This is a genomic window from Shewanella sp. Isolate8 (assembly GCF_022398495.1).
Classification (GTDB): domain Bacteria; phylum Pseudomonadota; class Gammaproteobacteria; order Enterobacterales; family Shewanellaceae; genus Shewanella; species Shewanella aquimarina.
Genome location: NZ_JAKEVI010000002.1, coordinates 1 through 23358, shown reverse-complemented (window position 1 = coordinate 23358; position 23358 = coordinate 1). Strand labels below are relative to the sequence as shown.

Annotated in this window: 21 protein-coding genes and 1 rRNA gene; 19 read left to right on the top strand and 3 right to left on the bottom strand. The window is 45.4% G+C overall.

Translation table 11 applies throughout. From position 1 onward, the window contains the following. The first annotated feature begins 5 nt into the window (after positions 1-5). Positions 6-1328 (top strand): FAD-dependent oxidoreductase, encoded by a 1323-nt coding sequence (locus tag L1D43_RS09530; protein WP_239851173.1) that lies wholly within the window; start codon positions 6-8, stop codon positions 1326-1328. A gap of 162 nt (positions 1329-1490) precedes the next feature. Then, on the top strand, positions 1491-2072 hold the full coding sequence (locus L1D43_RS09525) for a uracil-DNA glycosylase family protein (protein WP_239851171.1): 582 nt from the start codon (positions 1491-1493) through the stop codon (positions 2070-2072). A 94-nt stretch (positions 2073-2166) separates the two neighbouring features. Here L1D43_RS09525 and L1D43_RS09520 read toward each other — a convergent pair whose 3' ends face one another. Continuing rightward, complete coding sequence (locus L1D43_RS09520) at positions 2167-3486, bottom strand: aminopeptidase P N-terminal domain-containing protein (RefSeq protein WP_239851169.1); 1320 nt, start codon at positions 3484-3486, stop codon at positions 2167-2169. 175 nt (positions 3487-3661) lie between these two features. On the opposite strand from L1D43_RS09520, the gene gmhB reads away from it, so the two are divergent. After that, positions 3662-4222, top strand: coding sequence for a D-glycero-beta-D-manno-heptose 1,7-bisphosphate 7-phosphatase (gene gmhB / locus L1D43_RS09515; protein ID WP_239851161.1), 561 nt, complete (start codon positions 3662-3664; stop codon positions 4220-4222). Between the two features lie 79 nt (positions 4223-4301). Here the strand turns inward: gmhB and L1D43_RS09510 are convergent, their stop codons facing one another. Together L1D43_RS09510 and L1D43_RS09505 are read right to left on the bottom strand one after the other, a co-directional pair. Beyond that, positions 4302-6476, bottom strand: a complete 2175-nt coding sequence (locus L1D43_RS09510) for a sulfatase-like hydrolase/transferase (protein ID WP_239851160.1) — start codon at positions 6474-6476, stop codon at positions 4302-4304. A gap of 100 nt (positions 6477-6576) precedes the next feature. Next, positions 6577-6912: a hypothetical protein gene (locus tag L1D43_RS09505; protein WP_239851159.1), complete on the bottom strand. Its 336-nt coding sequence runs from the start codon at positions 6910-6912 to the stop codon at positions 6577-6579. Positions 6913-7231: 319 nt separating this feature from the next. Here L1D43_RS09505 and L1D43_RS09500 point away from each other — a divergent pair, with 319 nt between their 5' ends. The 16 genes from L1D43_RS09500 to L1D43_RS09425 form a co-directional block, all read left to right on the top strand. Beyond that, entirely contained in the window at positions 7232-8746 is a 1515-nt protein-coding gene (locus tag L1D43_RS09500; protein ID WP_239851158.1) for a L,D-transpeptidase family protein, read from the top strand. A 579-nt stretch (positions 8747-9325) separates the two neighbouring features. Then, complete coding sequence (locus tag L1D43_RS09495) at positions 9326-9520, top strand: pilus assembly protein (protein ID WP_041509514.1); 195 nt, start codon at positions 9326-9328, stop codon at positions 9518-9520. Positions 9521-9623: 103 nt separating this feature from the next. Then, positions 9624-10187 carry an A24 family peptidase gene (locus L1D43_RS09490; protein WP_239851152.1) on the top strand — a complete coding sequence of 188 codons (564 nt, stop codon included), beginning with the start codon at positions 9624-9626 and terminating at the stop codon, positions 10185-10187. A gap of 11 nt (positions 10188-10198) precedes the next feature. Further along, entirely contained in the window at positions 10199-11539 is a 1341-nt protein-coding gene (locus tag L1D43_RS09485; protein WP_239851150.1) for an AAA family ATPase, read from the top strand. A 50-nt stretch (positions 11540-11589) separates the two neighbouring features. Beyond that, complete coding sequence (gene cpaB, locus L1D43_RS09480) at positions 11590-12429, top strand: Flp pilus assembly protein CpaB (protein ID WP_239851149.1); 840 nt, start codon at positions 11590-11592, stop codon at positions 12427-12429. Between the two features lie 116 nt (positions 12430-12545). Beyond that, the gene (locus tag L1D43_RS09475; protein WP_235375359.1) at positions 12546-13937 is read left to right on the top strand and encodes a type II and III secretion system protein family protein; all 1392 of its coding nucleotides are present in this window, start codon (positions 12546-12548) and stop codon (positions 13935-13937) included. Between the two features lie 15 nt (positions 13938-13952). Further along, positions 13953-14240 carry a hypothetical protein gene (locus L1D43_RS09470; RefSeq protein WP_239851147.1) on the top strand — a complete coding sequence of 96 codons (288 nt, stop codon included), beginning with the start codon at positions 13953-13955 and terminating at the stop codon, positions 14238-14240. A gap of 20 nt (positions 14241-14260) precedes the next feature. Next, entirely contained in the window at positions 14261-15562 is a 1302-nt protein-coding gene (locus L1D43_RS09465) for a pilus assembly protein TadG-related protein (RefSeq protein WP_239851145.1), read from the top strand. Positions 15563-15571: 9 nt separating this feature from the next. After that, positions 15572-16045 carry a TadE family protein gene (locus tag L1D43_RS09460; protein WP_239851143.1) on the top strand — a complete coding sequence of 158 codons (474 nt, stop codon included), beginning with the start codon at positions 15572-15574 and terminating at the stop codon, positions 16043-16045. Next, positions 16042-16476, top strand: coding sequence for a TadE family protein (locus tag L1D43_RS09455; protein ID WP_239851140.1), 435 nt, complete (start codon positions 16042-16044; stop codon positions 16474-16476). The genes L1D43_RS09460 and L1D43_RS09455 overlap by 4 nt, the downstream gene beginning before the upstream one ends. Positions 16477-16557: 81 nt before the next feature. Then, positions 16558-17805, top strand: a complete 1248-nt coding sequence (locus tag L1D43_RS09450; protein ID WP_239851139.1) for a P-loop NTPase — start codon at positions 16558-16560, stop codon at positions 17803-17805. Positions 17806-17820: 15 nt separating this feature from the next. Beyond that, on the top strand, positions 17821-19146 hold the full coding sequence (locus L1D43_RS09445; protein ID WP_239851966.1) for a CpaF family protein: 1326 nt from the start codon (positions 17821-17823) through the stop codon (positions 19144-19146). Positions 19147-19157: 11 nt separating this feature from the next. Then, the gene (locus L1D43_RS09440; RefSeq protein WP_239851137.1) at positions 19158-20135 is read left to right on the top strand and encodes a type II secretion system F family protein; all 978 of its coding nucleotides are present in this window, start codon (positions 19158-19160) and stop codon (positions 20133-20135) included. A 1-nt stretch (position 20136) separates the two neighbouring features. Next, positions 20137-21108: a type II secretion system F family protein gene (locus L1D43_RS09435; RefSeq protein ID WP_239851135.1), complete on the top strand. Its 972-nt coding sequence runs from the start codon at positions 20137-20139 to the stop codon at positions 21106-21108. A 51-nt stretch (positions 21109-21159) separates the two neighbouring features. Beyond that, entirely contained in the window at positions 21160-22155 is a 996-nt protein-coding gene (locus L1D43_RS09430) for a tetratricopeptide repeat protein (protein WP_239851133.1), read from the top strand. Positions 22156-23119: 964 nt separating this feature from the next. Beyond that, positions 23120-23358: ribosomal RNA gene (locus L1D43_RS09425) — 16S ribosomal RNA — on the top strand; the annotation flags it as partial.

Sequence of the window (23358 nt, the reverse complement as noted above, 5' to 3'; positions counted from 1 at the left end):
AACATATGACAAACCATGAGTTAACAGACCAGGATAAAGTCTCACAGGCCAGCTCTGCCTCTACCCAAAACGCGGATATCACTGTCATAGGCGCTGGTGTTATAGGCCTTGCCAATGCCATCGCCTTGCAAAAGGCTGGCTTTAGTGTGCGCGTCATCGACAAGCAAGGGGTAGCGGCGGGCGCCTCCTTTGGTAACGCGGGCCACTTCGCCACCGAGCAGGTGTTTCCCCTGGCCGACCCGGCCATGTTACTCAAACTGCCAGGCATGTTGCTCGACCCATTAGGGCCGTTTCGCATTCAGCCGCGCTATTTCCTCAAGGCCTTGCCTTGGTTTATGCGCTTCTTAGTCAATATGTTGCCCGCAAAACGCGCCCATAACTCGGCGGCGATCAAGGCGTTAAATCAAAAGAGTATCTATGCCTGGCAGCAGCTGGTGAGCGAGTGCGGCTGCTCCGAGCTACTCAAACTCGAGGGTAGTCTCTTGGTGTTTGAACAGACGCCTTTTATCGAGGTCGAGCGGGTATACAAGAGCTACCGTGAAGCCGGCGTGGCGGTGAAGTTAATCAGTGGCGAGGAGGTGAGGGCGCTAGAGCCGGATCTTAGCCCCAATATCAACCACGGACTGTGGTTTACCCAGGTCGGCCATACGCCGGACCCGGCCGAGCTGTGTCATCGCTTGGCGACCCAGTTTGAGAAGCTGGGGGGCGAGCTGGTGATCGGAGAGGTAATTCAGTTAGCTGCTGAATGTAAGGGAGATAATAAAGAGAAAGGTGTTAATGTCAGTGTCGCTAGCGGAGTAACTTATCATAGTGATAAGTTGCTGCTCAGCGCCGGCGCCTGGTCTAAGCCCTTAGCGCAACAGCTTGGCTTTAAGGTACCGCTGGAAACCGAGCGTGGCTATCATCTGATGATGCCACAACACAGTCGTCTGCAGCGGCCGGTGGCATCTTTCGAGCGTAAGTTCATCATCACCCCCATGAACCGCGGGACCTGTCTGGCCGGCACGGTTGAATTTGGCGGTCTTAAGGCGCCGCTGGTCGAGGCCAGAGCCGACTGTCTGCTGCCCCATGCCAAGGCGCTGCTGCCCGAAGTACTGGTTGGCGCTACAACTTCTCAGGGGGAGCGGTGGATGGGCTTTAGGCCATCGCTCCCCGACTCCCTGCCTGTGCTGGGTGCCTCACCCAAGAGCGATAAGATCTTCTTTGCCTTTGGTCACCAGCACCTGGGACTCACCTGGGCCGCCTTTAGTGCCCAGCTTATGGCGGAGGCCATCAAAGAAGAGAAGACTCAGGTGGATATAACCCCTTACCGTATAGACCGTTTTTAAGCGGCATGCTAAGAGACAAACTTAGAGATTTAAGGATAACGAGATAGAAGGAAGGCGGGCATGCATGTCTGAAAGATTGCTTCTCGGCGAAGATTCGATTGCGCTTTAGCTTTGGCATTGCTGTAGCATTATAGTGGCTAATAATATTTTGCCGGAGCTTTTATGGAAACCTTAGATCAACTACTCGAGCGTATTGCCCGCTGTCAGATCTGCCAGCCGCATCTTAGCCATAAGGTGCGGCCCGTGTTGCAGGCGGCATCGAACGCCAGGGTACTGATTGTCGGTCAGGCGCCGGGCACTAAGGCCGCGGCCAGCGGGCTTCCCTTTGACGATCCCAGCGGTGACAGGCTCAGGGATTGGCTCGGTGTTAGCCGCGAGCAGTTTTACGATCCAAACCTTTTTGCCATCGTCCCTATGGGGTTTTGCTATCCGGGGAAGGGGCGCTCTGGGGATCTGCCGCCCAGGGCTGAATGCGCGCCAGCATGGCGCGAGCAATTGTTGGCGCACCTTAGGGATATTCGCCTCACCTTGGTGATAGGCCAATACGCTCAGGCCTATCATTTCGGTAAGCAGTGCGGCGGGGTGACTGAGTGTGTGCGAGATTGGCAACAACATGGCAGCCACATAATTCCGCTACCTCATCCCAGCCCTCGCAATAATCTCTGGCTTAGGCGTAATCCTTGGTTTGAAACCGAATTGTTGCCAGTGCTCAAGGCAAGGGTGGCGAGCGCTCTCGCGCAATAGCGTCTTTAGAGTTCTAAGCCCAAGAAACCTCGAGTCATTAGAACCCTAATACTGTTATAGCGCTCACGTCATTAAAACTAGCGCCGTTATAACGCTAGCCGCGCGCCATGAAGGCCTCGATCTCGGCAATTGACCTAGGTACTTTCTCTGACAGGTTTTCATGGCCGTCAGCAGTAACCAGGATATCATCTTCGATGCGGATCCCCATGCCGCGAAAAGCTTCGGGTACATCTGTGGTAGAGGCCGGTATATAGATGCCGGGCTCTATGGTAAAGATCATCCCTGGCTCAAGCTTGCGCCACTCGCCATCGTCATCATGATAGGGGCCGACGTCGTGGACGTCCATCCCCAACCAGTGCCCCGTCTTATGCACAGTGAAGCGTTTGTAACTTTCGCTGGCCATCACCTCCTCATAGCTCCCCTGTAATAGGCCGAGTTCGATGAGGCCGCGGGCCATCACCTGCATGCAGGTCTCATAGATCTCGTTCCATTGCGTGCCGGGGGTTACCTTGGCGATGGCGGCATCCAGTGCATCCAATACTAGCTGGTAGATCGCCCCTTGGGCTTGGGTAAACTTACCATCGACCGGATAGCTGCGGGTGATATCGGCGGCGTAGTGGTTGAGCTCGGCGCCGGCGTCGATCAGCAGCATCTGGCCAGATTGGGTCTGACAGCAGTTCTCTTCATAGTGGAGGCAGCAGGCGTTGTTGCCCGCCGCCACTATGTTGGGATAGGCGACCTCGTTAGCGCCGTTTGCGGCGATAGCATAGTTAAAGGTTGCGGCCAGCTGCGCCTCATTGATGTCTGCGCGGCAGGCCTTCATCACTGCCTTGTGGCCGTCGACAGAAGCGTTAACCGCGGTGCGTATTGCCGCTTGTTCGCTCTCGTCTTTAATCACCCTAAGTGGGTGAAGGTATTTGGCCAGTGGCGTGATGCTCCGATAGCATTTGGGGGTATCGAAACCGCTGGCTTGGCGCTGGGTGTTACACCAATCGATTAATTTGTGGTTAAAGCGGCCCAGTTCGTCACTGATAAATACCTGACGCTGATGGGTGAGACTCGATGCCATCACGGTATCTAGCTCGGCGATGTCAAAGGCCTGAGTCGCGCCGAATTTTTCGATGGCACCGGTAATGCCCGCCCTGGCACCGAAACTGACCTCCTGTTGTGGATCATTTGGGCGGCATAGCAAGGTATAGATTATCTCTCCTTGGGGCCCACGATAGAGCAATGCGACGGCGTCAGGCTCGTTAAACCCAGTTAGGTAAAGAAAATCATTGTCTTGGCGAAAGTGATACTTGATGTTTTTGCTACGTACCTTTTGCTGATAACCGACAAGAATCACAAAGCTGTCGTCGGGGAGCTTATCCATGAGGCGTTGGCGTCTGATTGAGTGAAGGGTGTTTACTGGCATCTCTATCTCTTGTGTAGCTATTAGCTATTAGCGATTGGCTTAACTATATTTGTATATTTTATTCATTTCTAGCCCCCTTCGACTTTATTCGTGATTGTGCGGTGCATTTTGTTGATTCAAGTGTGATAATACTGTTCAACTAATTATTGGGTTCAGTCGAATTGGGGAAGTTTTCGTGAATCGTGCCGTTTTCCTGGATAGAGATGGAGTGATTAATGTCGACCATGGTTATGTGCATCAGGTCGATGATTTCGAATATGTCGAAGGCGTATTCGAAGCGTGCGCCGCGTTAAAGCAGCAAGGCTATAAGCTGGTGGTGGTGACTAATCAGTCGGGTATTGCCCGTGGACTCTATACGGAAGATCAGTTTCATAGTCTGACCGAATGGATGGATTGGAATTTCGCCGACAAAGGCGTCGACCTCGATGGTATCTATTACTGTCCCCATCACAGTGAGAAAGGCATAGGCGAGTATAAGCAGGACTGTGATTGCCGTAAGCCAAAGCCTGGCATGCTCAAGAGTGCGGCGCAGTTCTTGAAGATAGATCTTAGCCGTTCTGTCATGGTGGGCGACAAGCGTGACGACATGTTGGCTGCGCAGGCCGCAGGAGTGCCGATCCGTATCTTAGTGCGCACGGGTAAAACGGTGACTGATGAGGCTATTGCCGCCGCCAGCGTCGTTTTAGACTCTGTCGCCGATGTGCCCGCTTACCTAAGTTCTTTGCAAGATGCTTAATGGTTTAAGCGCAGCATTTAATTTAAACCCGATTCGCTGATTAATGCTTATCTAGGCTAGTGTTTACCTAGATTAGTCTTTACCTAGGCGGCGATACATTTTGTCCCTTGGCATGCTCAGCGCCATCAGCGTTGGCGCTGAGTAGCCGCTGCTTAAAGGAAAGGCTACACTCGCTGCGCGGCGTGTCAATAAAGTCAGCTTGATAGTGTTGACATAGTGAATCGAGCATAGCTTCCCAAGGCGCATCGCCCGAATAGTCACTGAGGGTATGCCAGCGTTTGTTTGCCGTATCGACTAAGATAAGGCGCTCATCTTTAGGTAGCATGACCAGTTGCCATTGCTGGGCATACACTGAACGCTGCTTTAACCGTATATTGTTGTGATAGGACTCAGGTTTCATCACAGCGCGACCATCTTTTCTAATTTCGTAATGAGATGCGGTTTCTGACATCACCTTTTTATCATCGATAAAGCTGGTATTAATTGAGGCTACCGGAAGCGATGACTCGACAAAGATATGTCTCTGGTTGTCGCTAGGAGTCAGTGGTTCTGTTAAATCTTGAGGTAGTGGCTGACCGTCAAACTTCAAATTTTCAGATACCATTGCCTCGTTGTTTGTGGCAGAGAGGTTGGCAACTATGCTGGGTGCGACGTCAACCAGTGAAAATAAACCATCGACTTTGCCTGCTGGATTTACTGGTTTACCATTTCGATATCTTAATGAGGCGAGCAGCACTTGCGATTGCTCCTGAGATAAAACATTGGTGCCATGGCCCCAGGCCGCAACATTGAGCGCCATTGGCTGCGCAGCATCGGCTATTTGCGTTTCAGTATCGATTGCCGCGAGTCTATCTTGACTCAACATGAACCCCTCACCGTGATCCGATAACAGGTACACCACAGCATTGTCTAATAGACCTCCCCGACGTAATTGGGCGATAAAGTCGGCTATTTGCATATCGACTTTTCTAATCATTTCGCCATACATATAGTGGTTGTAGTTACCATCCCAACGCGATTTATCTAATTCGATAAAATCTTTTGAGGTGAAGGGCCAGTGTAATTGACAGAAATGTACGGCCAAAAAATTGGGTTTATCGACTGATAAGCTGTGTATCACCTCATGATTAAACTGCAAGGGATGGTAAGTTTTACCGTATGCGCGATTGATATAGAGGTAGGGAAATAAGTCACCCAATAACGGCAAGTTAATTGCCAGGTTTACCAAGGGAAGATCGGCCACATTTGCTATAATCGCATCGGCGGCGCCTACCTTAGGACCAATCACACGATCAAAGCCGTAACTCTTATCGATTTGGTTGAAGCGACGTTCATCTATGGCATAGGTAGTCTGATAGCCATTGGCGGCAAGCCGTTCTAATAGGGGGAAGGGTTTACTAACCAGTTCTGGCGGGGCAAGGTTGAATCTGGCCCCGTTATTTGTCGGATATAAGCCCGATAAAATTCCCATCCAGGCCACAAAGGTGCGTCCCAGTGGCGTATAGGTACGATCATAAATCAGAGACTCTGCTAATAGTTGATTCAGTGTTGGCGCAAGCGATGGGTCGGCGCCGCGATAGGCTAGATGATCTGGGCGCAAACCATCAATACCAATGACAACAATATTAGGTTGATCACTCTTCTGGAAAAAAACGGGCGTGGTTGTGTGGCGGGTAAATACATAGAGAGGCATAAAGCTAAATACCAATAGGCTAAATACAAATAGCCCCTTCAATTCTCTGTTGTAATTGGCCAGAGCGCCCAGTAAAGCATATATAAGGTTGGCTAACAATAAGAGCCCCAAGGCGACTAGGGTGAAACCCGTCGCCAGTGGCGTGCCGCGAAAAAAACCCAGTAATGATGTTGGATAGAAATAGGCATTGGCCGACAGAACCCAAATGCAATGCAGGAGTAACAACACTAACCAAATTTGTGTCTTAACACTGTCATTAGATGTGATGGCAAACCAAGGACGGAAGGAAAGGGTGATCACCAACGCCCAGCATACATGGAGTATCAACACCATAAGCGCAAAATAACTTAGGTCTAACAATAATCCTTCACTGAGCAGATGCTCAGCTTCGATGCGCGTCATGGCATTGGCAAGAGAAAAGGCAGAGTAATGCTGCAGTAACTGTTTATAGTTAATCGCAATGACCATAAAAAAAATGAGCATGGCTAGCGTTCTAAAAAAAGTGCGCTTGAGTGAGATGGCATTCGTCGATGTTGTGGCTAACTCTGCGTCGTCAGACATAGCTTCTCTCTATTGGATTGCGGCGTAAATAATCAAGTATCTCTATCCTCATTTGACGTCGTTCAGCTCATTTCGCTCTTTAATCATCCTTCATAGTGCGTCATCGTTGCGGTAATGGGGCAACGGCCCGCTCTCTTGCTGTTTGCGCATTGAGTGTCGTAGGCGGCATTAGTGTTGAGTCAGTTGACAAATCCTTTGTTTTGACCTGAAAGTCGTTGAAGTGATTCAATAAACCATCTTCATTGCCAGAGGGCCAATCACCTAGCAATAAATAGCGCTCAGCTAATGTTGCGCCAGATTTAACCTCGGTTTTTAGCTTAAAACGAGCATTTGCCACGGTTAAAGCGGGATAGATAATGACCAGCAGTAATACGATTATCAGCAAAATCAAACTCAGCTGAAGTATCTGCTGGCGAGTTAACTCCATTTTTATCATGGTGTTATATCGTCCTATTGATGTGATCTCATCTATAAAAGAGGCGATTAGTTACCTGTTGGGTAAAGTATAGATGAATAATTTATCTCTGATGTTTAGGCGATTTGGAGGACGATAGTTCAAGCTTTTAAATTAAGAAATAGTCTTGTCTTAGCGCCATGCCTGAACTAAACCTGAGCTAACCCTAATGATGAATTTGTCTCTTTGCCGCCAGAAAGGTCGTTGCACTGACCACTGCCGGTTGGCGTGATTTACCTATAATGTTACAGAAGGATACCGTCACTATATTTCTTCTGTTGAATAGGATGGGCTCGACAATATGAAATTGATCTTATCTTATATCCCGACCGTTTTTGCTTGTTTAATTAGCGCTAGCCTGAATTTCATAGGTCAATCCGCGCTGGCGGCAGACAATATGGCTCAGGGGACGCCGTTAAACCATCAAGTCGTGACCAGTGAGCCTGAATTTATTTGGTTCGATCAGCGAGGGCCCAGGCCGTTAACCCTGGAGATGCTTGCCTTAGCCCAGGAACTAGGTTTTTGGCAGCAGATAGGCTTGTCAACGAATGAGGCGAGTGCGCAGGTGACAAGAGACTTAGACGATAGATATTCGCAGCTCTTTATTGAAATGCTGAAAACATTAAGGCTAGGGCAGGGAGATGAAGCCTTGTCGAGCATTCAACAGCTACGCCGCGCAGTGCAAACTGAGCAGCTACATGAGCTACTCGACACCATGCTACCTGAGCACAAGCAGGTGCAACTGTTACGTGAACAAATTAGACGCTATCAACAGCTTGAAAAGTATGTATGGCCAGCCATCTCCGCTAGGCAATACCGTTTGGGTCAGCGGTCGCCCGAAATCGCCAAGTTGAGGTGGATGCTCACTCAATTAGGCGACTTACCAATTAAACCGTCTAATACCTATAGAGAGGCGATTTATGACCCTGCTATCGTCAGCGCCATAAAGCATTTTCAACTAAGGCATGGGCTACCTGAAAGCGGAGAGCTAGATAGCTCGACCCGCAAAGCGCTGCAGATATCACCCTCACAAAAGATTGCTCATCTGCGCCAAGCGTTGTTTCGTTGGTTTGCGTTACCCAATCAATTGCCGGAGAGATACTTGTGGGTCAATATTCCTGCGTACCAATTACAGGTAATGGAGAATGATACCAGTGTATTGAGTATGCGAGTGATTGTCGGCAAACCCGAAACGCCGACGCCACAAATGGTGACAACACTGAACCTGGTGACACTGAATCCAACCTGGACTCCACCTCGAAGTATTGTCTATGGTGAGTTACTGCCGAAAAATGGTCAAAATCCTGGGTATCTTGCCGCCCACGGATTTGAGCTGCGTAAGGTGACTCAGGGTCACTCCTTAGCGTTACCATTAACAAACCATTCTTCTAAGCAAATTGCGGCGCTATTGGGCGAGTATCAACTTGTTCAGCAACCAGGTGCTAATAATTCATTGGGACGGTATAGATTTTCGATTCCGAATAATGCAGCCATTTACTTGCATGACACGCCCGTAAAGAAACTGTTTATGCGTCAAGATCGCGCCTTGAGTCATGGCTGTGTGCGTTTAGAAAAAGCTGACATCTTAGCCAAGTACCTTTTTACTCGGTACACTGATCAGTCGCCAGTGGTTATCAAAGAAGCATTAGCACAAAAATTGCCGCGATATTATAAGCTCGCTGAGCCTTTACCCGTACTGATTACCTATTTAACGACTTGGGTAGACACTGGAGGAGTGGTGCAATTTCGCCCCGATATCTACAAGTTGAATTCAACTCTAGCAGAGAGAGCCTCAGTTACAGATTTGGGGTTATAGGCCATCGCCTATAAACACTTTTATATCTTATCTAAGTGTTTAGCGTTCTCCTGGTTAATACTTTTGATTGACTTGATTGACTTGATTGACTTGATTGACTTGATTGACTTGATTGACTTGATTGGCAAATTTGATATTGGCTTTCGCTGTCAAATACACAATGTATCATCAAGTCTTACGTCTTCTTCTTAGGACAAAATCTCGCAACTACTTGTTAGTAAGAGCTTTCCAAACTAGCTAGGTTTGAATAAAAATTAGCTCCCCATAGCACAATAATCCTCTTAAAGTTGTTTGTTTTTTAATCTATGTATCGTGAAAACTTTGCTACCCTTAAATGTAACAGCAATGTTGGATTATGCAGTTTTTCCAATATTGCTGTTCGACAGGTTAGGTAGCGAGTGATGAAGCTTATTCCTGTCATGATTAAAAATTGGCAACAGGAACGCATATTCGGTAGCAAGTCATGGCACTGATGGATACGAGGTGATGAAGCTGATAGCAAGGCAAGATAGATGGGTAATCGCTTCTGTGAGCTCAGCGGCTATACAAAGCACCTCTTTGGGTCGTTAGGAGAAAACTATGAACCTTACAAGCTTATTTAAAGATTTTATTGAAGATGAAAGTGGCTTAACGGCAGTGGAATATGCCATTGCCGGTGGCCTGGTTGTGGGCGGGATGATTGCCGCATTTAACCTATTAGGTGAAAACGCAACAGATAAGATTGATTGTCTAGCCTCTGCTGTTAATGGTAATAGCCAAGACTGTACAAACTAAATAAGGCATTCAGCTTGTGATAGAGGTGCCTAGTTTGGCTTGAATACTAGGCACCTATGTTATTTGGATAATGTTAAATGCCTATCTAAGAGATACGATCTCAATGACAGATGCCCAATTATTACTTCAAATCACGTTGGCGGCGCTGTTTTTCATCATAGCCATCGCCACAGATTTAAGGTCGCATCGCATTCCTAACGCTTTGTCGCTTGCGGCGATTTTCTGTGGTTTTGCCATCAACGGATATTATGCACAACTCAATGGTTTACTCTTAGCCAGTTTTGGTTTTGCACTGGCGTTTATTATTTTGTTTCCTGTCTTCATTTTTAGGCTACTTGGCGCTGGCGATATTAAATTGATGATGGGAATTGGTGCCCTAATGGGGCCAGAGCTTTTGGCATGGAGTCTCTTATATGGCGTCGCCGCAGGCGCTGTCACTAGCGTATTACTCGTATTGTGGCGCACGGGGTTGAGTGGCGTTGTTAACACCCTTAAACGTTATTGGGACTGTATTTATTGCAGAACCTATTTTAAACCTGAGCCTAATGAAGCTGCAGGGCAGAAAGTGCCCTATGCACCGGCATTGGCCATAGGCTGGCTGGTGGCTTGCAGTATTAACTATGATTTGCCAAGTGTCTATTTGCAGTTAAGTCATTATTTGGGATAGGAAGTCTAATTATGTTGCAATCAGATGTGGGTCATTCTGTAGATGTTCAATCATCATCTCAGCCTAGAGACCATGAATACATTGGTGATGTGAGTAAGTTGGCTCCCAAGCCTATTTCCATAGATGATACAGGTTTATCTGAAGCATTATTATTAGATTTATTGGTTAAACACATATTTACCGCAGGTGTAGTCACTAAAGAATTGATGGTCGCCAAAATGGGCATAACGGGAGGTATCTTGCAACAATTGCTCGATACTGCCAAGAAGCTAGGCTGGGTTGAAAACCGACAAACGACGGCTGATGGCCAGATGCGCTATGCCTTGAGTCATACGGGCGAGATTCACGCAAAGTTAGTTTTTAGCCGCAGCGGTTATCTCGGACTGGCTCCTGTACCGCTTAAACAATACATTCCCATCTGTAAACAACAATCTAGCAGAGCACGGCCCATTACCTATGAGATGCTTGAGCAAGGGCTTAAAGCGCTCGTGTTACCGCAAGACCTACTCTATAAAATTGGGCCGGCAATGAATTCCAGTCGTCCTGTATTGATATACGGTCCACCAGGAACAGGTAAAAGTTATCTGTGTCGGAACCTAAATCTGACTTTGGGCGATGCTGTGCTAATTCCTTATGCGATTGCTATTGGCAATGAAATCATTCAGGTCTTTGACCCTGAATTACATCATCGCACCGAAGTTGAGGCAACGAATAACCCATTAGATTTAGGCAGTGGCCATGATCCAAGATGGATTCAATGCCAACGTCCGCTTCGGATCACTGGTGGTGAGCTCACGAGTGAAATGCTAGAGGTACAATTTGATGCCCATAGCCGGACGTATATGGCCCCACTGCAGCTTAAGGCCAACAATGGCATCTTGTTACTCGATGATTTAGGGCGACAACGCATTAGTGCGAAACAACTCTTTAATCGTTGGATCATACCGATGGAAGAACATAGAGATTTTTTGAGCCTACAGTCTGGCGAACATTTTGAGATCCCATTCGAGCTAATTTTACTCTTCTCTACTAACCTTGATCCTAAAGAGTTAGTCGACGAAGCATTTCTTCGGCGACTTGGTTACAAGATCCATTTTGATGCACTGGATGAGTCACTCTATCGTAAAATTTGGTTTCAGGTATGTGATGAATTAGAGCTGAGCTGTGACGAAGAGGCATTTACATATCTGCTGAGGGAATATCATCAAAAGTTTGCTAAGCCTTTGATTCCTTGTTATCCACGAGATCTTCTCGGCATTATGTTTGACCAAATTTGTTTTATGAAGCTCGAACCAGTGGTGACACAGTCTCTCATCGACTCAGCATGGTCCATATATTTTGTTGAGAGTTGATGTTAAGGCGCTGTCTTAGTTGACATTATGGTTAACGACGGGAGTTCATTATGAATAACAAAACGATTCTATTTGTCGTCTTGTCAATGATATTTGGTGTGATAGCGGTTTTCCTCGCTCAAAATTGGCTTGAGTCAAACACCAGTGGAACTAAGGAGGCAAATACCACCAATGTGGTAACAGTGTCTAGCTTGGTACCTATGGGGACTATTGTTGATCGCAAGCATTTAGTTCTCACCGCTGTTCCTGAAGGCATAGTGCCTAAGGGCTCTGTGACCAAGTTTGAAGATGCCGAAGGAAAAGTCGTAAATCAAAAGCTGTATCCCGGTGAGATTTTACGCCAAGAAAAACTGATCAATAAAGGTGAGGGGAGCACGTTAGCTAGCCTTATTCAGCCTAATATGCGCGCGGTTACCATAAGGGTAAACGATGTGGTTGGCGTAGCAGGTTTCTTGCTCCCAGGTAACCGAGTAGATGTAATCAACCTTTTTAAAGAGGGGGATTATAAGACCGATGTGGTGCTTTCTAATGTAAAGATTTTGGCTATCGATCAACGAGCGTCAAACGATGAGAATAAACCCGTGTTGGTTAGAGCGGTTACCTTAGAGTTGAGTATGGCTCAAGCGGAACAGTTGTTGGTTGCGAAAGGACGAGGCTCACTGCAATTAGCCTTAAGAAACCCCAATGATGATGCACAAGTTGAGGTGGCTTTACTCAATCAAGAGAAATCTGAGCCGTCCGAGTCGAATAAGCCAATCGTTGAGGCTCAGCCAGTAGTCGTTAAGCCATCAATACCAACTGAAAAGGTCGTATATGTTCAGTCTGGCTCTAAATCTAAAGTGCGAATCTTAAAAGGAATGAAAGAGCAAGAGGTTAAGGTGAATGATTAATCGCTTGAATACTTACATGATACAACCCATGGGTTGAAGAGGAGTGGACTATGCTACGTTCGACTGGCAAAAACTGGAAGCTAGGATGCATGTTCTTGGTGTTCATTTCGGCCTTGATGCATCTACCAGTAATGGCTGGAGGGCCATTTGAGGGAGCAAAGGAGTTAAAGCAGATCCCTATCTTTAAGTCTCGTGTCTTACCATTACCTAAATCGGTACAAAGAGTCTCTGTTGGGAACCCTGATATCGCAGATATCAAGCTCTTACCCAAGAATAATCTGTATGTACTGGGTAAAAAGTTGGGTAGTACGAATGTGATGATCTGGGATGAAAACGAAATATTAACCAGTGTCATGGATATTGAAGTGACCCATGACTTAAATGGATTAAAATTACGTTTGCATGAGTTTTTACCCACAGAAAAATTGGCAGTACAAACCTCTCAGGGACAACTTCTATTAAGTGGTCAGGCCTCCAATCTACAAAAAATGAACACTGCAATGGAGTTGGCTCAGGCATATGTGGATGCAGCGCCTACGGTAGGTAAACCCAAAAGTACGGTATTAAATATGATGACCATAGGAGGCGGTCACCAAGTGATGCTTGAAGTGGTCGTTGCCGAGGTTCAGCGTGAAATTGCGCGTCAGTTTGATTCAAAATTTCTGATCTTTAATCAAGGCTCACACCTGTCCGGTGGTGTCGTTGGTGGCGGTGGTGGATTCGTCGATTCGGGTATTGGTGGGGTAACCAGTAAAGGCTTTTTCGCTCAGTATATTAACCAAGACTTACTCATAAACTTTGCCCTCGATGTGGCTAAACAAAATGGATTAGCCAAGGTGTTGGCTGAGCCCAATGTGACTGCTATGAGTGGTCAATCGGCCGAGTTCTTATCCGGTGGCGAATTTCCTGTACCTGTGCCAGACAAAGATGGTAGCACTACGATTCAATATCGTGATTTTGGTGTTGGTGTGAAGTTTTTACCCACTGTGTTGGATTCAGGCCAGATAAATTTAAATTTGGACGTAGTCGTTAGTGAATTAAGTAATTCTAATTCTGTTTCGATATCAGGGAGTAATACCACTTCAGTGTTAATTGTTCCCTCTCTGGTTAAACGCAGCACAGCGACAACTGTTGAGTTGGCCGACGGTCAAACGATAGCCATTAGTGGCCTGATTAGCGACACCTTACGTGAAAATATCGATAAGGTGCCAGGTCTCGGTGATGTTCCTGTATTTGGACAGCTCTTTTCCAGCAAGAGCTTTCGTAGTGGTCAGACAGAGCTAGTGATTTTAGTGACACCACGCTTAGTGAGACCTTTCAATAAAAAGGATGTTGTCCTTCCCACAGATGGCTTTGTTGCTCCATCGGATGTCGAGTTTTATCTACTGGGTAAAAGCTCTACCAAAGAGCGTCCTAAGGACAAGGCGGATACGCCATACGAACCTGTGATGTCTAATATCAAGATTGAAAACAGTGGCACTCAACAGAAATACGGCCATTCACTTTAGATTGGAGTGATGAGTATGAACAATTTTAATGTCAGAGTGAGTGAAGTGAACAAGTGGCTATGTGTTATTGCATGCAGTTTACTTGTGTCGGCTTGTGCTAACGAACACAACTTTTCTATGGGAGACAGCTATTTACAAGTGAGAGATGTTCAAGTTCTCGATCCTGAAGCCTCTGAGCGTAACGACGGATTAGTCTTAAGTTTAGAGGGTAACTATGGTCGTCAAGTGATGTTGAATTATCGAGAAAGTAGTGAAAGTCCCACTAAGGCCAAAGAGCTAGGCACCTCGATGATAATTGAATAATTATTAGTCGGAGATCAAATATGTATGGCACGTCAGGCAAGGACTCGATAACGCATATAGGTGTAAGGCATCAACGCGGTGCAATTTTGGTAATGTTTACCATAGGCTTATTTTCGTTGCTTGCAGTGGCCGCATTAGCCCTAGATGGTGGTCATATGTTACTGAGCAAGGGGCGGTTACAAAATGCTGTGGATGCCTCGGCCCTGCATGCCGCTAAAGCACTCGATAACGGTGCAACGCTAGCGCAAGCAAGGCAGGCGGCAGTGAGCATGTTGTCACAGAATCTTGCTTTTAAAGAAAACAATGAACTGGAAACTAATATCAGCTTTAGCCCTGCCGATTACAGCACAAATAATGTAACCAGTAATATCTCGATTGAATTCTCAGTTTTGCCCGACCCCTTTATTCCTGTCACTATCGAAGGGAGTGAATATGTCAGAGTGAGAGTTGAAAATGTTGGTTTAGATAATTTTCTTGCCCAACTGTTGAGTTTCAATAAACGTGTTAGGGCATCAGCGGTCGCGGGGCGAAGTACTGATATAACGTGCAACAATAAAATTGTGCCCTTATTGGTTTGTGCAGTGAATGATGATCCCGATTATACAGTAACCGGCCCAAATGGAGAGCAAGTACCGGCCCCCTATGGCATAGAGACTAACAGCCTGTACGCTATGAAGTCAGGTTCAGCGCAGGCAAGTGATGAAGCTATCGGGCCGGGTAATTTTCAATTATTAGCTTTGGATGGTACAGGGGCCGATGTTATGCGCGAGGCGCTGGCGGGTGAATACTCAACTAATAGTTGTGTCGGAGCAGGTGATTTTGTACCGACAGAGCCTGGTAATAATGTTGGTCCTGTGTCTCAAGGTCTGAATACCCGTTTTGGTCAGTGGCAAGGCGGGGGATTAAATTCCACGGATCACCCAAGAGATCGCAACATATGCCAGGGAGAACGCATTAATCTTGATGCCGATGGTAACATAGCGAACCCTAGCGCCTCTTACTATAGTCATAGCCAATATTTAGCGGATTCCAATATTGATAATTGTATAGACAGTACCATAGACGCAAATTATCGCAGAGAGATGCCAGTGGTTATTGGTGTTTGCGATGGACTGACCAATGGCCGTAATGAAATTGAAGTTAAAACGACTGGCTGTTTTTTCTTGGTACAAGATGTTGACCAAGGTGGGCAAGAATCCTTTGTAGTGGGGGAATTTGTGACCGAATGCCCAGGAACTGGCAATGCATCGGTCGATCCCGATTTCGTCAGCAATAATCATACAATAGTGCTCTATAAAGATCCTGATAGCCCAGACTCCTAGGAGAATGCAATGAACTTTTCGTTACAAAAGGGCGTCGCGGCAGTTGAAATGACCATTCTATTGCCTTTTATGTTGCTACTGGTTTTTGCAACCGGAGAGTTGGGTCATTTTTTGTTTCAATATAATACCCTGACTAAGTTAGTTCGCGATGCTGGATTGTATTTAGGGGCTCATGCCGATACTCAGCAAACATCGATCCTTCCCAATCCATTGATTGATGAAGAGTGTGGTAATTGTATTTCAAAGACTAAAAATTTACTCCTCTATGGTAAGACGACTGTAGGGGCAAGCCCGATCTTAAAAGGGTTGACTGCGTCAGATATTAATATTGTTGAGTCTCCAGCCGGCAGCCGAAGATTGGTTATTTCGGTGTCGTACGACTGGCAACCGATACTGGGGGAGAAACTTACTACTTTTGGCCTGGGCAATGAGGTCGATCTTAGTTTTAATCTCAATGCTCACTATGCGGTCACAGTATTATGAATAGAGATAAAGGCATCTATACTGTCGAGTTTGCAATTGTTGCGGCAGTGTTTTTTATCTTACTGTTTGGTGCCATTGAGGTTGGGCGACTATTGTATACATACAGTGTTCTGCAGGAAGCTTCGCGCCGCGCCGCGAGATTAGCAATTGTGTGCCAGCCGACCACAAATATAGACAGTTTGGCCTTGTTTAACGGCAACAATTTGGTTCCTAACTTAACTGCCGCTAACCTTGACATTAGCTATCTTCGCGATAATGGCGATCCGGCAACTGGCGCCGATATCGAGTTGGTCAAAGCAGAAATTAAAAATTATCAGCATGATCTCTGGATACCCGGATTACATCTCAGCCTAAATTCGCCAGTATTTACCACCACGCTCCCGCGAGAGAGCTTGGGGGTTTTTCCTGGAGGAAGCACCATCTGTCAATAATCACGATATTAGTGTGATGACTCTCCGAATTAGCGACTATAGTAATGATAAGGATTGTTGTAGTAACTCAGGGTTGGCTATATGGACAAACCATTGAAATTATTCACTAGTGAATCTAGTAATGCTTCGAGTTTAGAGGAGAATATGGATTTTTATATGCCTTCTCCATTGAACGTCTTGTTGATAGATGTGCAAAAAGAGTTTTTACCTAAAATTGAGGCTAGTTTAACTCAGTGTGTCAATTTACATTGGGAGAAAACTACAGATTTGACAGGAAGTAAAAATGCAGATGCGTCAGGTAAGTCTTTTAACCTAGTTTTGTTGGTCATTCCAAATGAAGAAGTGTTAGCTCAACAAGCCTTAGCATGTGCTGCCAGTTATAAGTCAGAGGTGATAATTCTAGGAAGAGATACCCCCCAAAAAGTAATACGACATGCCTTTCAATATGGAGTGAGTGATTTTATTCCTTTGGATGCGCCCGATATTGAACTGATCACAGCGCTTAAAAACATTGCTCAGCTGTTAAGCACTAAGGCTGAGCTTGCTCCTGTGTTAGCCGTTGTTAACGGTAAGGGCGGATCCGGGGCCAGTTTTATTGCGTCAAGCTTGGCAGCTATCGCCGCTGAGCGAGGTGATATGGATGTAGCTTTGTTAGATACCGACTTACACCATGGGGCATTAGCACACATTTTAGGCGTGGAGCCCAATTATTACCTTGTGGATGCTTTACAGGCCTTGGATGAGCTCGATGAGGTTGCATTGCGTAGTGCAATGATTTCGAAAGGTAAGTTACACCTGCTTGCCGCGGCTCCTTTCTCATTATTAAATTTGCACCATGATATTAAGTTGGAAAATATATACGACTTAATATGGAAGTGCCGTCAGTTTAATGATCAAGTTATTTTAGATTATTCTCGTGGCCCAGAGCATTGGAATATTGAATTGCTCCGCAATGCCGATATTTTGTTGGTTGCGCAGCAAAACCTGATCATAATTAGAGAGGTGAAGGCGCTTATTCAACAGCTAATTAATCATTTGGGAATTGATAAGAGTAAAATCCATATATTGGTTAATCGATACAATAAGTCCGATGCACAAATAAAAATAAATGATATTAAGCATGCGCTTGGTATTTATTCAGTGTTTGTTGTGGGGAATGATTATAACTTGGCAAGCCAATGTGAGGACTTGGGGCGACCCATCACGGAAATAGCTAAAAAACAGAGAATGTATCTAGATTTAATCGACTTGACTCAAAATTTAATTCCTGCGAATGGTAATGAGCCTAAAAAAGAGAAAGGCTTTTTGTCGCGTTTATTGGGACATTAGTTGAGGTGTCTTATGATGGAGAATAAGAGTTTTTCTGGTGAGGAAAGTTATCAACCTCTGAGTGTTGAAGAGCAAGAACTAAAAATCAAGTTATATGATAAGTTGTTAGGGGTGATGGATCTGTCATTGATTGAAACGGTTTCAGCAGATCAAGCTCGGGGTCAAATAAGTGAAATATGCGACAGGCTCATGAGTGATTTGCATATTCCAATTAACCTTGCATCTAGAAAAAGATTAATAAAACTCATTATTGATGAAGTATTAGGCTTGGGACCGCTAGAGACATTATTAGCTGATCCGACAGTTTCAGATATTTTGGTTAATTCTTTTGACAGGGTATATGTGGAGCGTCATGGTAAATTAGAGCATGTTAATGTTAAATTCCATAGCAATGCTCACCTTCTCAATATCATAGATCGTATTGTCTCTAGTGTAGGGCGTCGTATTGATGAGTCATCGCCCATGGTTGATGCTCGATTGGCTGATGGCTCAAGGGTCAATGCCATCATTCCTCCCCTGGCCTTAGATGGCCCTTCGCTATCTATTCGACGCTTTGGCGTTGATAAATTAACGGCAAAAGAATTGATCGATTATGAGTCAATTACAGCTGACATGGTCGAACTTCTTCAAGGTGGCGTTAAGGGAAAGTTAAATGTATTGGTCTCAGGCGGTACCGGTAGCGGTAAAACAACATTACTAAATATGTTGTCTGGCTATATTCCTTCTGATGAACGCATTGTAACCATTGAAGATTCCGCCGAGCTGCAATTGCAGCAACCTCATACAGTCAGATTAGAGACACGACCGCAAAACATCGAAGGTCGTGGTGAGGTGACGCAGCGAGATCTCGTTAAGAACTGTCTGCGTATGCGACCAGATAGAATCGTGGTCGGAGAGGTTCGTGGTGGTGAAGCATTAGACATGCTTACTGCGATGAATACTGGTCATGAAGGCTCGCTTACCACATTGCATGCCAATAGCCCTAGAGACGCGCTCGGCAGATTAGAGTATATGGTTTGCATGGCTGGATTTGATATGCCAGTGAGTAACATTAGAACTCAAATTGCTTCGGCTATCGATTTGGTCGTTCAACTTGAACGCCAAGAGGATGGGCGAAGGCGTGTGATTAGTATTCAGGAAATTAACGGCATGGAAGGCGATGTCATCACTATGTCTGAGATATTCCGTTTTACTCGCGAAGGTATCGATGAACATGGTCAGATAAAGGGCAGTTTTGAGGCTACTGGCGTAATCCCGGGTTTTCACTCTAAACTCAAACAACGTGGCATCGATTTACCTTATAAGTTGTTTAACTGCGGTGATCCTTTCGCTAAGTTTTAGGAGATACACCTATGCTTTCTAATGAAATGATATTTTTAGGGTTAATATTCATCGCGGTTATTTTCCTATCTCAAGCCCTATTTTTACCCGTGTATAGTCCACAGCGTGCTAATACCGCTCAGGTTAGGAAACGTTTACAGAAGTTATCGCAGGAGTCTGGTGATGGAGTACTGGAAACCTCGTTGCTTAGAAAGAATCGCTTAAGCAAAGTGGGCGCGATAGGTCGAGCATTAGAGCATATAGGTTTTATAGAAGATTTAAGCTATCGACTGGAGCTCGCTGATTATCGTTTATTGGGTCATCAGTTCTTACTGTTAGCCTTGGTGACTGCCAGTGTGATTGGTGGGGCTAGCTGGTGGTATATGCGTGAACCATTAATGACTGTCTTCGTTGTTTTCATGGTTTTCATGTTGTTCTTTTTCAAGCTCAATAGAGACACTGCCAAAAGAATGGATGCGATCGAAGCGAGCTTTCCCGATGCGCTTGATGTTCTGAGACGTGCCTTACAAGCGGGCTATTCTTTTTCTGATGCCATTAAGTTAATCACTGAAGAGATGGATGGACCGCTAGCTAAAGAGTTCAGTCTAATGTTTGCCAACATCAATTACAGCAAAGACACTAAAAGGGCTATTCTCGGATTCATCGAACGTGTACCAAGCGTGTCAGCCATGGCATTTGCAAGTGCCGTCATGGTGCAGAAGGAAACTGGTGGTAATTTAGCAGAAAATATCGACAACCTGTCTCAAGTTATCCGTAAGCGTTTTATGTTTCGTCGACGAGTGAAAACGCTATCGGCTGAGGGACGGCTTTCTGCTTGGATTTTAATTTTATTACCTTTTGTACTCTTTGCTGTGATCTACATCCAGACACCTAGTTATGTCGGCGAACTCACAGGAACCGAAGATGGGCGTCGTCTATTAATATGGGGCGCGATTGGTATGACACTCGGTGGCCTTTGGATCAGTAAATTGATTAGGATTGATATGTGATATGGACTATTTAATAGGACTTATTAATCAGATCTTTGATGACCCCAAACACGTTGAATGGGCAATTTATATCGTTGCTGCGATAGTGGGAATAACACTCGCATTATCGGTATCTTTCCTGATTAGCGGCGTCTATTCGCCCGTAAGAAAGCGTTTACAGCATATTACGGGTGAGCAGAGCCAATCAGGTGCCTATGAGCAAAGTGAAGTAAACAAGACCTTAGAGCATGGTATTGGAAAGTTAAGTAAGCTCTCTTTTTTGAATTTATCTAATGACGAAACTCGTCGACTACTAATACATGCGGGCTTGCATTCAGATAATGCATTGGCGGTATTTAGTGCAATTCGACTTTTGTTATTGCTGATTGGTGCAGTGATCTCTGTAGTGCTACTTCAATATTTTAATGATTTATCAGTCATGATCAGTATCTATTTAGTCTGTTTGATCATGGGGATTTTGTTTTTGGCGCCATCTACTATTTTGACCTATATGGCACATAAACGTATGCGTGCGCTGAGGGTAGGATTTCCTGATGCACTTGACTTGCTGGTTGTTTGTTGTGAGGCGGGGTTAGGGCTTTTAGCGGCGTTACAGCGTGTCGCGAGAGAGCTTTCATTAAGTCATCCTGACCTATCCAGTGAACTCGAATTGGTGTGCAATAAAATTAGAGCGGGACTGACAGTAAAAGTGGCCCTGAATGAGTTTACGGAACGCACAGGGCTAGAGGATATTAAGGGACTCAATTCGGCTATCTCACAGAGTATAAGGTTAGGTACCGGAATCGCAGCCACTCTAAGGGTGTTTTCTGAGGAATACCGAGATAAGCGCTTACAACAAGCCGAAGAACAAGCGGCAAAGATGGCTGTAAAAATGATTTTTCCTATGATGTTCTGTATATGGCCCTCTTTCTTTATTGTTGCCGTGGGCCCTGCTGTGATGAAAGTGATGAAAGTCTGGGGGCAAGCTTTCTAATTTAGCAATGGGGCAATATGTTGTGCTTTAAATAAACTAAGGAGTGAGTTTATGTTAACAAGGTTCGGGGGATCGCGGCGATTGACAGTTGTCGTGTTGGTTTTTTCACTCATTTTGTGTGGTTGCGCATCTACCAATGAGGAAGCTCAAATTTCTCCCAAACCGCAGCGCCAAGATCTATATAAGGGACAGTCTCAAATTGCTTTGGGAGCTAGTGCGCCCATGTCTGAGCAGGATGCACTTAATCGAGCCATCGATGCAGAGCGAGCAGGTGACCTGGATAAGGCGCTTTATGCTTATATTCAAGCGTTAGATTTTAATCAGAATAATGCTGATACTTTTTATCAAATTGCCCGAATTAACTTAGCAAAAGGTAATCAAGACATAGCGTTTAAAGCGTATAACGAAGCTCTTACTATCGCTCCAGAGCACAAGTTAGCCAATGCTGAATTAGGGATTCTTGAGATTGACCAGCGTCAATACGCATTGGCTCGCAAACACCTTGAAAAGACCGTCATGCTCGATCAACAAAGATTAGCGGAGCAGAAGACGGCCGCTGCGAATACAGGGTATATTGCTTTGGATGAGCTATCTCCTTTAAGAGTGTATAACGCATTGGGGATTTTAGAAGACCTCGAGAATTACCATCAGATGGCGAGAACCTATTTTTTGTTGGTCTTAGCGTTTCAGCCGCAATCGTCAATAATTGCCACTAACCTAGGTTATTCATTTTATCTTGTTGGAGACTATGAAAAGGCAGAAGTCTATCTTAAGCAGGCATTAAGAGCCGATCCCAGTTTTAATCGTGCGTGGTCAAATTTAGGTCTGGTCTACATACGTCAAGGGTTGTATCGAAAAGCCCTGGCTAGTTTTGAGCAAACAATGTCCAAAGCTGATGCATTAAATGATCTGGGTTACTTTTTAATGTTAGAAGGCAAGTATGAGCAAGCGATCACTATGTTTAAGCAAGCGATAGACACTTCACCCACGTATTTTGAGCGTGCACAGAAAAACCTGAAGATAGCCTTGGCTTCTAAAATGAATTAACAATCAGGTCAGTTAACTCGATTTTAGCTTTAGCTAAGGCCTAGTCGAAGTATAATGACTCTTACTGGTTTTTTTAGATTTTTCAAGATAGATCTATGCTGTCATAAGAGGTAATTAAATCATTAACGCAGGCATATCTGTGGTTTAGGGCAACCATAGGGTAAATAAAGGTACACTTTGATAGTGTTAAGTCTATGCCAGTATGCTCATGATAGTGGCGTGTATGCTCAAAGAGATGCACTGTCTTTAACGAGAGAGCAGAGCCGGCTTGTCGTGGATGGAGCCTAGATGACTATATGCCCTTTGGGCAGAGGGCATGTTTGCCGAGCAGGGGCGCCGACCTGTATTTCAGCGCTCATCGGTGAAACGGTTATATACAGTCATGGCTTGTCTTAATCATGACTTGGCTTAATCAAGACTTAGCTTAATCAGCGCAAAGCTTTAAACTCTCCTATCTTTCTGTCCTACCTCTCTGTCCTACCTCTCTGTGCTATCCGTAGCTTCTATGGTGGGGATGAAGCGAGGTTTGGGGCCGATAGCCAGGTTATTATCTATTAAAAAATCGCTTTTCTGATGGGGAATTCACCACATTGTTCGATGTTTGAGCATTTGAGCCAAATTTATAAAACATTCTGAGAAAAGGCCTTGACGCCTTAGTTGCGCTGAGTAGAATACGCAGCCCTAGCCACTTGGAACGGTTCACAAAGAACACCAAGTCGGCATGCTCTTTAACAATTTATCAAGTAATCTGTGTGGACACTCACAGGTATTGAGTTAATCGAAAACGATTTAAATCTCAATGCAATTTCTCAACTAGAAATAGTGAGTGTTCATAGCAATATGTCTTACGCTCATGTTTTTACAAGAGTGTAAGTATCGAGTTTACTGCTTCTTTATGAATGCAGTGAATGAGAAACAGTAGAATTCATTGAGTCGTTTGGCGCAAGCCAAACAAAAAAACTTTTAATTGAAGAGTTTGATCATGGCTCAGATTGAACGCTGGCGGCAGGCCTAACACATGCAAGTCGAGCGGTAACAGAAAGTAGCTTGCTACTTTGCTGACGAGCGGCGGACGGGTGAGTAATGCCTAGGGAACTGCCCAGTCGAGGGGGATAACAGTTGGAAACGACTGCTAATACCGCATACGCCCTACGGGGGAAAAGAGGGGATCTTCGGACCTTCTGCGATTGGATGTACCTAGGT